At 42.7% G+C, this 13,124-nt stretch carries 8 protein-coding genes; 7 read left to right on the top strand and 1 reads right to left on the bottom strand.

Going from position 1 to position 13,124, the window contains the following annotated elements; genetic code table 11:
• The first annotated feature begins 57 nt into the window (after positions 1 to 57).
• The 5 genes from LPA49_RS00290 to LPA49_RS00270 all read left to right on the top strand — a co-directional run bounded on the left by LPA49_RS00290 (position 58) and on the right by LPA49_RS00270 (position 10,573).
• Positions 58 to 1,101: an alkene reductase gene (locus tag LPA49_RS00290; protein ID WP_065978515.1), complete on the top strand. Its 1,044-nt coding sequence runs from the start codon at positions 58 to 60 to the stop codon at positions 1,099 to 1,101.
• A gap of 120 nt (positions 1,102 to 1,221) precedes the next feature.
• The gene (gene recC / locus LPA49_RS00285) at positions 1,222 to 4,524 is read left to right on the top strand and encodes an exodeoxyribonuclease V subunit gamma (protein ID WP_230235249.1); all 3,303 of its coding nucleotides are present in this window, start codon (positions 1,222 to 1,224) and stop codon (positions 4,522 to 4,524) included.
• The gene (gene recB, locus LPA49_RS00280; protein ID WP_230235248.1) at positions 4,511 to 8,092 is read left to right on the top strand and encodes an exodeoxyribonuclease V subunit beta; all 3,582 of its coding nucleotides are present in this window, start codon (positions 4,511 to 4,513) and stop codon (positions 8,090 to 8,092) included. Before recC ends, recB begins: the two co-directional genes overlap by 14 nt.
• A gap of 104 nt (positions 8,093 to 8,196) precedes the next feature.
• Positions 8,197 to 10,131 carry an exodeoxyribonuclease V subunit alpha gene (gene recD / locus LPA49_RS00275; RefSeq protein ID WP_230235578.1) on the top strand — a complete coding sequence of 645 codons (1,935 nt, stop codon included), beginning with the start codon at positions 8,197 to 8,199 and terminating at the stop codon, positions 10,129 to 10,131.
• Positions 10,118 to 10,573: an N-acetyltransferase gene (locus tag LPA49_RS00270; RefSeq protein WP_036967814.1), complete on the top strand. Its 456-nt coding sequence runs from the start codon at positions 10,118 to 10,120 to the stop codon at positions 10,571 to 10,573. Before recD ends, LPA49_RS00270 begins: the two co-directional genes overlap by 14 nt.
• Before the next feature lie 70 nt (positions 10,574 to 10,643).
• Here LPA49_RS00270 and LPA49_RS00265 read toward each other — a convergent pair whose 3' ends face one another.
• Positions 10,644 to 11,933 carry an amidohydrolase gene (locus LPA49_RS00265; protein ID WP_230235247.1) on the bottom strand — a complete coding sequence of 430 codons (1,290 nt, stop codon included), beginning with the start codon at positions 11,931 to 11,933 and terminating at the stop codon, positions 10,644 to 10,646.
• A gap of 54 nt (positions 11,934 to 11,987) precedes the next feature.
• Between LPA49_RS00265 and LPA49_RS00260 the strand changes: the two genes are divergently transcribed.
• Entirely contained in the window at positions 11,988 to 12,650 is a 663-nt protein-coding gene (locus LPA49_RS00260; protein WP_180310905.1) for a Crp/Fnr family transcriptional regulator, read from the top strand.
• Positions 12,651 to 12,703: 53 nt separating this feature from the next.
• Positions 12,704 to 13,108, top strand: a complete 405-nt coding sequence (locus tag LPA49_RS00255) for a hypothetical protein (protein WP_180310904.1) — start codon at positions 12,704 to 12,706, stop codon at positions 13,106 to 13,108.
• The last annotated feature ends 16 nt before the right edge of the window (positions 13,109 to 13,124 follow it).

Below are 13,124 nucleotides of genomic sequence, written 5' to 3'. Positions count from 1 at the left end.
AATAATGATTCAAGAATCCCTATCTTGAATGTACATTCAAAAATAATTGAGACATTTATGGCTACTGATTTATTAACTCCCTTTAGGTTAAACGACACAATTGAACTGCAAAACCGTGTATTAATGGCGCCGCTTACGCGCTGTATGAGTGATGATGATTTAGTCCCCACTCAAGCAATGGTTGACTACTATGCACGCCGTGCCGATGCCGGTTTAATCATTAGTGAAGCGACAATTATTCGCCCTGATGCACAGGGTTACCCAAATACCCCAGGGCTATTTACCAGCGAACAGATTCAAGGCTGGAAAAAAGTCACCGATGCAGTGCATGCGAAAGGCGGCAAAATGTTTGCTCAGCTTTGGCATGTAGGGCGTGTGGCTCACCCACATTTTTTTGGTGGTGATGTACTTGCTCCTTCGGCAATCGGTGTAGAAGGGTCTGTGCCACGCATGCGTGAATTAACTTACGTGACACCAAAAGCAGCAACCATTGAAGACATTCAAGGTTTAATTGCTGATTACGCTAAAGCGGCTGAAAACGCTATAGAAGCGGGCTTTGACGGGGTTGAAATCCATGGTGCAAATGGGTATTTAATTGATCAATTCTTACACTTCGCTGCCAACCAACGCGATGACCAATACGGTCAAACACCAGAAAATATGTCACGTTTCGCCTTAGAAGTGGTAGATGCTGTAATCGCAGCCATTGGCGCAGATAAAACAGCATTACGTTTATCTCCGGGTGCGTATTTTAATATGAGTGAAGATAACCGCGATAAGGCCGTGTTTGATTATTTATTAACAGCGCTTGAAAGTCGCAATCTTGCCTATCTTCATGCGGGTATTTTTGATGACAGTATGCGTTTTGCAAGCCTTGAAAATAAAACGACATCTGAATACTTACGCAGTGCATATAAAGGTACATTAGTGGGTGTAGGTAGTTATACGTTTGAGTCAGCTAATCAGGCAATCGATAACAACCAATTTGACTTAATCGCGATTGGACGCCCCTTTATCGCAAACCCAGATTACATTAGTAAAGTTACCCATGGTGAAGCATTAACACCTTACAGCGAAGAAATGCTGGCAGAACTTATCTAATCTGCAGATCGCTTAAATTGTCACCTAAGAGCGTACTTAGGTGACTCTTATCCCTATCCCATCTAATTAAAATATCTTACACTGTGTCAATTAGTTAGTTTCAAGCAAGGACAGTGTAAAGTGCTGAATATAATTCAATCAAATCGCATGGAAGCACTGCAAGCGCGGTTTCACGCTCTTCTTAAAGTTAATCCGTTAACGAGTCCATTCAAAAAAGAAATTGTGCTTGTGCAGTCACCCGGTATGTCGCAGTGGCTAAAAATAGGCTTAAGTGAACATTTAGGCATTGCCGCACAGGTTGATTTTCCACTGCCATCTAGTTTTATTTGGCAGCTGTATCAGCAACTATTGCCCGATGTGCCCAGTGAATCTCCCTATAATAAAGCAAACCTTGCGTGGAAGCTGTTTGCTATTCTGCCTGATTGTATTGACGAGCCGTTGTATTTACCTCTAAAAACGTATTTAGATGGCGATACTGATGGCCAAAAGACCTTCGCATTATGTGAAAAAATCGCCGATGTGTATGACCAATACCTAATGTATCGTCCACATTGGATTGCCACGTGGGAGCAGGGCACAGATCAACTCGATGATGTTGATATAGGCATAGCACCTTGGCAGCCTGACCTTTGGCGTAGGCTGGTGGCGCACAGTAAACAACTTGGCCAAAGCCAATATCATCGTGCCAATATGCAAGACCAATTACTCGCTGCGCTTGAAACGATGGATAGCAGCTTATTACCCGAGCGTATTAGCTTATTTGGTATTTCGGCGATTGCCAGTAGTCAGCTTGAAGTGTTCCAAGCCATTGCGAAAAAAACGCAGGTGTTTCTGTTTTTCTTCAACCCAAGCGAGCACTATTGGGGTGACACTTTAGATGAAAAAACGGCTGCTAAAATTGCTGCAAAATATGCCAAACGTCCGCACCTAGATGCGCTTGAAGACCATGCAAAAAATCCCGACCATGAGTACTTTTTTATTGGTAATCCGCTGCTATCGTCGTGGGGGAAATTAGGCCGAGATTACTTTGAGCAATTATTGCAGCTAGACGCGCAGTGGTTAGATGGTTTTGAGAATGAATTTGATGACACTTTATTATCGCAAATTCACGCTGAAATTTATCAATTAGCGTTTAAAGGCGAATCGCTTACACCCGATAAAGAATGGTTTATTAACGATGAAGGTAAACTGCCAATTAAAGCAGGCGATACCAGTATTGTGCTCAGTGACTGTCACACGCCACTGCGTGAAGTAGAGCGGCTTCATGATTACTTACTAAATTTGTTTAACCAAAACCCACACTTAACGCCGAAAGATATTATTGTGATGATGCCCGATGTTGGCACCTACAGCCCGTATATCGAGGCCGTTTTTGGTGGTGCAGAAGGTCGTCGTTTTATTCCTTATGCGTTAGCCGATTTAGCCATTGAACAAGAAAAGCCTGTACTGAGTTCATTTGCAAGTTTGGCCGATTTACCTTACTCACGGTTCGGTGTGTCTGACATTCTTGATTTACTGCAAGTCACACAAATCGCCGAAAAGTTTAACTTAGAGGCTCATGAATACGAACAAATTGGTTTTTGGCTTGAGCGAGTGGGCGTTAAATGGGGCTTAGATGCCGCGCATAAAGACAGTTTTGGTCTTCCTGCTATTGATTTAAATACCTGGCAGCATGGGTTAAACCGGTTACTGCTAGGGGTGGCACAACGTGATGAACACCTGCCATTTTCGGGAATTTACAGTGCCGATGAAGTCGAAGGCATGGCGTTAAATACCCTTAATAAATTAATTGAATTTATTGATGTATTGGCTCGCTATAAAGAAAAACTACACGATGATGCGCCATTAAACGAAAAAGCCGTGATTTTAAAAGCCCTGCTTGGCGAAATTTACAGTGATGAGGGCGAGCAAAGCTGGGATTTACTGGTACTGCAAAAAGTGCTTGATACGTTCATTAAGCACTACGAAAACGGTGATTACCAAAGGGATGTTTCGCAGCGTATTGTTAGCTATTTAGTGAAGCAAGGTATTCAAGAGAAAGGCGTAGGACAGCGCTTTTTAGTTGGGCAAGTGAACTTTTGTACGCTGATGCCAATGCGTGCCGTGCCCTTTAAAGTGGTGTGTATGCTGGGTCTGAACGATGCCGATTACCCTCGTACTGTGCAGCCCATTGGTTTTGACTTAGTGCCGTATTCAAAACGCCAAAAAGGCGACCGTTCGCGTAAACTAGATGACAGGTATCTGTTTTTAGAAGCCATTTTAAGCGCCCGTGAAAACTTATATATCAGTTATATTGGGCGCTCGTGTTTTGATAACCAACCAAGAATGCCCTCAACACTCGTCAGTGAGCTGTTAGAATACATCGCCCGTAGCTTTAAGTTTGACGATGAAAAAGACTGTCACGCAGCACTGCCCGAGGCGCTGATTAATTATCAGCACTTGCAACCGTTTAATCCTGCTTATTATCTCAAGACTAAACAGCCTACGGTAACACAATTACACAGCTATAACCCGGTGTGGATACCCGCTCAAAGTATTACGCCAGAGCCACAGCAAGACTTGTGTGTATCACCCGAGCAAATTGTTGAGCTAAACCAGTTTATTCGCAGTGTGTGTCAGCCGCACGAAAGCTTTTATCAGCAGAGTTTGGGCTTAAGGTTGCCGCAATTTAATGATATTGCGAAAGATGAAGAGCCATTTAGCCTTGATGCACTGCGTCGCTATTTCTACTTAGATGAAATTTTAGAAGCCAGTATTCTAGAAACACCACTTAATAAAGCGCAAATCATGCAACGCGGCGAGTTGCCCCAAGCGCATGTTGGCGATTTGGTGTTTGAAAGTATGCAGCACCGTGTTGATGCGTTAGCAGGGCAGGTGAAAGCCCATATTCAAGATGATGAGTTGCTGCCAATTGAAGTCAAAATAACTCTTGAAAATACCACCTTAGAGGGCTGGCTTAACCACATTTACGGGCAAAAACAGGTGTTTTATCGTACCGCAAGCATTAAAGCCAAAGACGTGATTAAGGGCTTTATTCAGCATTTAGCTGCACAGATCATGGGCCAACATGTTGAAACCTTAATACTTGGTTTAGATAAACAAATTAGTTTTTCAGCGCTTTCACAAGACGATGCACGTGGTTATTTGAACGATTGGTTTATGCTCTATAAAGCATTACTTACGCGGCCAGTGGCATTTTTTCCGGTAAGTGGCTACGAGTACATTAAAACAAATAAAGACATGGCAAAAGCGAATAATAAATTTGCCCCGCAATATATCGGGGTGGGTGAAGGAGAAAACCCCTATATTCGCCTAACCATTCGGAATCTAAAAGACTGCGAAGACGAGTTTATTCATTGGAGTGAGCTGCTTTTATCGCCGCTGGTTGAATTAGCGCAGGAGGCTGACCATGCAAACGCTTAATCCTATTAGCATGGAGCTTTGTGGGCAAAGCCTGATTGAAGCCAGTGCCGGTACAGGTAAAACGTACACTATAACGGGGTTGTATTTACGTTATTTATTGGGCTTACAAAAAGCGACGGACGAAGATGGCACTGCGCTTTTAAATACCCCGCTCAGTGTTGAACAAATATTGGTTGTTACATTCACTGAGGCGGCTACCCAAGAAATAAAAGACCGTGTGCGCGCACGCATAATCAATGCCAGAGATGCACTGCTGGGCAAAAATCCTGAAGATGAATTAATTAGTCAAATTATCAATGAAGTTAATGACAAACACGCGGCGTTTGATTTACTCGACGCTGCGGCCAAATCAATGGACGAAGCGGCTATTTTTACTATTCATGGCTTTTGTCAGCGCATGCTCAAACAGCACGCGTTTGAGTCGGGTGTAGCGTTTAACTTAGAATTTATTTTAGATGAGCGAGAGCTCATTCAAGAAACACTCAATGATTTTTGGCGTGCCTTTGTATACCCACAGTCAAAAGCGCGCACAGAAGCGATTACTGATATTTTCCCGGTGCCATCGTCGATGTATTCGCACGTGGTCAGCTTGCTCAGCAAACAAGGGGCGATTATTACCCCTGAATACAACCTTGATGAAATATGGCAAGCACGCGATAACTTTGTCGCAAAAGTACCTGCTTTTAAAAAGGCATGCCGTGACAGTGAATTTATCAATGCTGTAAAAGCGTCTGATCTGAGTGGTTCTAAAACGCCAGGCCGCAAAAACAGCCTTGCAGCGCTTGAAGAATATCTAAACAATGACGACACCTTTTTTGTATTTGGCACCAGCAAGTATTCGTTTGAAGTTTGGAGCACAGAGAATTTAAGCGACCCTGCGAATTATAAGAAAAACGGCAGTTTGCTTAGTCACGCAATGACGGCACAGTTTGATGAAATGGCCAAACTGAGTAGCCTTATTAATAACGGTTTGAATATTGCGATAGTGCAATATGCAACAAAATGGGTTGCGAATGCACTTATAAAACGTAAGCAGGAGCAAGGGGTTATCACCCCTGATGATTTGCTAACTAACTTGCATCAGGCACTTTGTAGCGACCAAGGAGACGTGCTAAGCGAAAAAATAGCGACCTTATTTCCTGTTGCCATGATAGACGAATTCCAAGATACCGACCCTGTGCAATACGGTATTTTTAGCCGCATTTATAACGCTAAAAATACCACACTCGCTATGATAGGCGACCCAAAGCAGGCTATTTATGGTTTTCGTGGTGCAGATATTTTTACCTATATTGGTGCCAAAAAAGCGGTTGTTGCGCAAAAACAATACACATTAGACACTAACTTTCGCTCAAGTGAAGGGGTGGTCGAGAGTGTAAATCGCATTTTTTCTAAAAACGCTAATAGCTTTATTTATAACGATGCGATTCCGTTTCAAGCAGTTCATGCAAAGGGGAAGCCTGAAAACAAAGCGTTTTTAATCAATGGCGAAACCACCAATGCATTTGAGTTTTCAGTGTTTGTTGATGAATACGCTCAGGCTAATAATAAGCCAACCAGCAAAGGGGTTGCCCAGCAGGCGCTTGCCCAGCACTACACGCAAAAAATCACACGCTTACTTAAACAGGCGCATTCAGGTGCCGCCACAATTGCTGGCAAAGCGGTCACCGCTGCCGATATTTGTGTATTAGTGCGAGATAGAAACGAAGCACAACTGATGAAGTCGGCGTTGAGTGAGGCAGCCATTGCCAGCGTGTATTTATCTCGCGATAGCGTGTTTCAGCAAGAGCTTAGTCATCATTTATTAAACTTTTTAACTGCGCTTCATGGTCAGTACGATGAATCATTATTGCGCGGCGTACTGGCAGGCCCCTTGTTTTGCTTAAGCTATAACCGTATTTATGCGTTACATGAAAACGAAAGCGAATGGCAAGAACATTTAAACTTTTTCGCTCAGCTTTCACATATTTGGCATAAGCAAGGTGCGATGGCGATGCTTGAGCGCTTACTGAGCCACAATCAACTCGCTGCACGCTGGCAGGGGCTTGGTTATAACGTGGAACGTTGGCTGACAGATTTTCGCCATTTAGGTGAAATCTTGCAGCAAAAGCAAATTGAACTAGAAGGCACTCACCGATTATTGCGCTGGTTTGCGCAAAAGGTCAGCCAACAAGAGGGTGAAGCGGTGCAAGTTCGTCTTGAAAGCGATGCCAATTTAGTAAAAATCGTCACGAAGCATGCTTCAAAGGGCTTGGAATATCCGATAGTGTTTATGCCGTTTGCTTGTGGCTACCGTGAAACCAAAGAAGCGCTTTATCATCATAACGGAAAACTGGTTTACGACCTTGCTAACAGTGATGAGGCCTTACAAAAAGCAGAGCAAGAACGCTTAGCTGAAGACTTGCGTTTATTGTATGTGGCGTTGACCCGTGCTGTACATTTTTGCTCAGTCGGTGTGTATAACATTGCACAAGGGCGCAGTAATCGCCCTGGTATACAAAGTACCAGTATTGGTCATGTACTGTTTGCAGGGGAAGAAATTAAATCGGCTGATGAGTGGCACAGGTTATTAAGCGATTTTTGTGCTCAGTCGGCGCATATGCATTTTGAAGCTTTTACGCAACCCGATGAGGTCACTGTGCTTGACCTAACAAGCACAGATGCTGAGCAGTCATATCAAGTCAACACACTCGAAACCCACATTGAACGAGATTGGCGTTCAACCAGCTTTAGTGCATTAACCTTTAAAAAGCAGACTGATCATATTGAACTGGGGCGCAGTGATGAAGATCACGAAAAAGATGAATTTTTAGCGCAGCAAGCAGTGCAACTAACCCCCTATAGTTTCCCGAAAGGTGCGAAGCCGGGCAGTTGTTTACACGAAATATTTGAGCAATTGGATTTTACGGATCCCTATGCATTGAAACGACCTGACAACGAGCGTGACGACCATGCTCTTGATAAGGTAATAGCAAAACTGTTTGCCAAGTATCACATTGATGATAGTTGGGAGGCAATGACCGAAAGCTGGATCAATGCCGCTTTAAAGTGTCCACTAAACGATAAAGGGCTTTGTTTATCGGCGCTTTCGCCTGAAGTGTGTTTAGTCGAAATGGAGTTTAATTTACCGTTATTATCGCTTTCAAGTGATAAGTTAAATCAAATTTTGGTAAAACATTTTGGTTTACCGGGGAAACTCGACTTTACTGATGTGCAAGGTTTACTAAAAGGCTTCATCGATTTAATTTTTTGTTGGCAGGATAAGTATTACATTCTTGATTATAAGTCGAACTTTTTAGGCAACAGCGCAGCTGATTATCAACATGATCAGCTTGAGCAAGCGATGAGCAGTCACCAATATCATTTACAGTATTTGATTTACACTGTTGCACTGCATCGCTTATTACAACAACGTGTTAAAAATTACGACATAGAGACCCATTTAGGCGGCGTGTATTACACCTTTTTACGGGGCATGAGTGATGGCCAAGGGGTGTACTTTAATCAGCTTACAAAGCAGCAAGTACTTGAGCTGGATAGTTTATTTGCACGAGGAGCAATGTTATGAGTCAGATGACATTTGGCTTTGATGAACGTGAACCAGAGCAACCTCGCAAACACAAAGAACCGTTAAAGGAGCCTGTACAGGCATTAGAGGGGACTGAGGTTGAAATGAAAACACAGCCCTTACTGGACTTTTTGTTAGAGACGAAACGTATTCGCTTAGTGGATGTAAAACTTGCTGAGCTTTTAATAGGCACTGATACCTCCCAGAAAAATGAGGTGTTCTACCTTATTTTGTTGCTTGCCGTCGCTCAGCAAAGCCAGCATAGTTGCTTAGATTTAAACGCTATTAATTGGCAAAATCCGTTTGCAATTAGAGAACAGGCAGTATCAGACGCAAGCATTGCTGCACCTGATATTATTTCGCCGTTTTCAGAAAACTATGACGCGCAGCAAGCTGAAACACAGCTCATGGCTGCAGCTTGTGTGGGTGATGACAAGCCACTGCTGCTGTTTGCTAATAAGTTATATTTTGCGCGCTTAGCTCAGTATGAAACTGTGTTAGCGTCACGTTTGAGTCATTTGGCCGCAAAACCACTAAACATCGATGAAACGGCGTTAACTGCGCTTTTGACAGAGTATTTCCCTGATGAAGCTCACCGTGAAGACCCCGCAGATCCTATTAAAACGTTAAATTGGCAAAAAGTAGCGTGTGCCATAGCCGCCACCAAAGGCTTTAGTGTGATTACCGGAGGGCCAGGCACCGGTAAAACCACAACTGTCACCAAATTATTAGCTATTATGCAGTCGTTGTATGCAAGTGCACCGTTGACAATTAAGTTGGTTGCACCAACGGGTAAGGCCGCGGCTCGTTTAAGTGAGTCAATTTTGGGAGCGAAGCAAAAACTCAGTATGATCCCAAAAGACATCGCACCGCTTATTCCTGAAACGGCACAAACGATTCACCGCTTACTTGGCGTGATTCCGCACACGAATAAATTTCGCCATAACAAACGCAATCCACTGCATTTAGATGTGTTGATCATTGATGAAGCCTCCATGGTTAACTTATCGTTAATGGCAAAATTAATTGAGGCGCTGCCAAGTCATGCTCGGTTAATTCTGCTGGGTGATAAAGACCAATTAGCCTCGGTCGATACTGGCAGTATTCTCAGCGATTTATGCCAAGGGTTAACACTTGAAAAAATGCCCGCTTACAGCCAAGCGCGGGCAGAGCAACTCAATCGGGTGTGTTTTAATAATCGCGCCGTGCTTTCACACAGTGAAGGCAGTTACTTGTTAAGCGACTGTATTGCGTTTTTACAGCAAAGCTACCGTTTTGACGGCAAAAGCGGCATAGGTCAATTAGCGCAAGCTGTTAATACTAATAGCCAAGGGTTACTTGGGTATGTTGAGCAAACGGTGAACGAGGGCGGCTTTAGCGACCTTAAACTTAATTACAATGTCATTAACAAACCGATTGAGCATTTTGTTCAGTTAGCAGCCCAGCATTATCAGGCGTATTTAACACTGATACGCGAAGGTGCTGGGGTGGCTAAAGTGCACAATGCTTTTTCTGACTATCAATTACTGGCAGCGGTGAAAGAGGGCGATTATGGCGTAAATAGCCTTAATCTTCGAATTGAAAAAGCACTGTCACAACAAGGGCTTATTTCACCATATCAGCGCCATTACCTGGGCATGCCCATTATGATCAGCCAAAACGATTATCAGTTAAAACTGTTCAATGGTGATATTGGTATTTTAATGCACGATGAGCAAGGTCAACTAAAAGCAATGTTTATTGATGAGCAAGAAAACATTCGTGCTTTTTCGCCAGCTCGTTTACCCGCTCACGATAAAGTGTATGCCATGACTATTCATAAATCGCAGGGCTCTGAGTTTGCGTATACAGCGATGATTTTACCGCCAATAAATCAAGCAAACCAAGGGATTAACAGACAGCTTGTGTACACGGGGATCACTCGTGCAAAAAACACCTTTGAGCTGGTGGCAGATAAAAACGTGTTACTAATGGCAATGAATAAATCAGTTACCCGAGCATCGGGTTTATTCGATAGGTTAAAACATGCAGCTAGTTAGCGTAACTGATGAGCATTTAACTAAGCTAATGGGTTGGTTTAACACAGAGGCGGAGCTGCGTATTTGGTCTGGGCCATTTTTTAACTTCCCATTTGATGCACACAGCTTTAAACAAGATTTAAATCTTGATGAACTGAACTCATACGCGCTGGTAAATAATGAGGGCCAGATGTTGGCTTTTGGCCAATATTACTTACGTGAAGGATGCTGTCATTTAGGACGTTTGGTCGTGGCTTTGAATATGCGGGGGCAAGGGCTTGCAAAAATACTGATTAATTTATTAAGCGAGCAGGGCAAACAGCAATTGCACTGTAATACAGTGTCGTTGTTCGTATATACCCACAATACCTTGGCCATTGCAGCTTATAAAAAATTAGGTTTTCAAGAATCCAAGTACCCAGCCCTAATGCCTTTGGCAGATTGTATCTACATGGTTAAATAAAAAGAGCCGATTAGTTCGGCTCTTTTTACAAGATTATTATTTAAGGTAATAAACTATTTAAGGTAATCAACTATTTAAGGTAATCAACCACTAATTGCGTCATGGCGTTGACACCCAATTGTAATGCTTTCTCGTCTGCAAAAAAGTGTGGTGAATGGTTACTAGGCGCTGTTACGGCATCTTGACCTTTTGGCGTAACTCCTAAAAAGAAGAACATTCCTGGTGTTTCTAAGGCATAGTAACTAAAGTCTTCTGCCCCTGTTATTAATGGCGTTGTGATCAGGTTTTCTTTGCCAACCACACCTGCAAGTGTTGGTGTCATTTTCTTGGTTAATTCAACATCGTTCACGGTGACTGGGTAACCGTGATCAATGTGAACATGCGCTTCTGCGCCACCAGATTCAGCCACCATTTCGGCGGTTTTAGCTAAGCGTTTTTTAATATCAGCACGCATGTCTTGATCAAAAGTACGAATTGTACCGACCATTTCAACTTGATCAGGGATTATATTATTACGTACACCCCCATTAATGGCACCAAAGGAGACAACAGAAGGGGCTTTTGTTACATCAACTTGGCGTGATGCAATGGTTTGCGTTGCCATAATAATTTGTGATGACGCGACAATGGGGTCAACCCCATTCCAAGGACGCGAGCCATGAGTTTGGCGACCTTTTACAGTAATCGTAAATTTATCGGCGCTGGCCATTAGCGGTCCTTCACGAAAACCAATTTGCCCTGTGTTTAGTGAGCTGGTGACATGTAAACCAAAGATGGCTTCGGGTTTTTCTTTAAATAAGCCTTCTTTTAGCATTAGTTCAGCACCTCCTTCTTCGCCATCGGGTGCACCTTCTTCTGCAGGTTGGAATACAAATAGAATATCGCCAGCGAGATTATCTTTAATTTTTACCAAAGACTCAGCAGCAGCCATTAAGATTGCGACATGATTATCGTGGCCACAGGCATGCATAACACCCACGGTATTACCTTTATATTCAGTTGTTTGTGTTGATGTAAAAGGTAAATCAACTTGCTCTTTAACCGGCAGGGCATCCATATCTGCACGAAGCGCGATAAGTGGCCCTTTTTTGCCGCCTTTTAATTTGGCCACCACACCGGTGTGAGCTACGCCTGTTTGCACTTCTAGTCCTAATGAGCGAAGGTGTTTAGCAACATACTTTGCCGTTTCAAATTCACGATTGCTCAGTTCTGGATATTGATGCAGATGGCGGCGCCATTTTATGACCTTTTCACTGACACTTTTATTGGCTGATTTAAGTTCTGCCTCTATATCACTGGCAAATGCAGGAGCAGACATAGCACTGAGCAGTAAGCTGGTCGAAAGTAGTTTGTTAAACATCCTGTATCCTCTTATTATAAGTAATTGCACTCATAACAATGTAAGTATAAATAATTGAATGAACAAGACCTTTCGATAATTAACCACGATAAATGGTTTAAAAATCGCAGCCAAGAGTTTAAGCAACACTTACTTAAAAACGCTAAATTAATCACGTGTAATGCAGGTGATGCCTTATTTTTGCGCGGTGATGAAAATACGGGTTTGTATTGTGTAATAAGTGGGGTGTTACGTGTATCGGGCGTAAACAAACAAGGTAAAGAAGCGGTGCTTAGTTTTGTAACAAGTGCCATGTGGTTTGGTGAAGTGGCGCTTTTTGATGGCGGCAAACGCACCCACGATGTGTATGCCCATACTTCAGTGCGCCTTATACATGTGTCTGAACGAGCACTCACTCAATTGCTGAACGAACACCCGATATACTGGCATGACTTTGGGGTGTTATTAACCGAGAAAGTGAGAAGTTTGTTTGATTCTTTAGAAGATCATGCGTTACTTACGGCAAAGCAAAAAGTCAGTAAGCGACTGTATATGTTGTGCCACTTATCGGGGCAAACTAGGTTGCCACTTTCTCAGCAACAACTTGCCGATATGACTTATTTAACACGGCAAACAGTGAATCAAATATTACAATCATTGCAAACAGAGTCAGTTATTAGTCTTAAGTATCAGATAGTTGAAATAGAAAATTTAGATAAACTCTTAGCTCAATGTTAGCTTGGAACTAAAATTGCTACATCTTTTCAGACAAGTTTAAAGGACGATTACGTGTGGCTATTACTTTTCATAACCAATATAAAGCTTATCATTACTCAGGCACTAATAAACTTGAGCGAGCACTGGATGTATCAGAATCAAAATTGATGCCTCAAACGTCTTCTGATGCACAAAGTCTATTAAGAAAACAACCCGAACCAAGTTCATTTTTAGAGACAGCAAACGAAGCTCTTGTTTATCAGCGCTTAGGGGTAGATAAAGAGAAAATCGATGAAATCAAAGCGCAAATAGAAAAGCTTGCTGAACAAATGCAACAACAAGGTGCAGATACCAAAGCACTGCAAGAAAAAATGAATAAGTTGCAAGGCATGCTTGATGAAGAATATCAAAAAGGACGCGAGCGCATGGATATGCAGCCAGAAGCCGAAAAAGGCAAGGTCATCGATGCGCTAATTTAATGCAGTTACTTTAAAA

This window comes from Pseudoalteromonas sp. MB41, assembly GCF_020966275.1.
In the GTDB taxonomy this organism is placed as follows: domain Bacteria; phylum Pseudomonadota; class Gammaproteobacteria; order Enterobacterales; family Alteromonadaceae; genus Pseudoalteromonas; species Pseudoalteromonas lipolytica.
The sequence above is the reverse complement of the archived record's forward strand: the minus strand, read 5'-3'. Positions and strand labels throughout refer to the sequence as shown.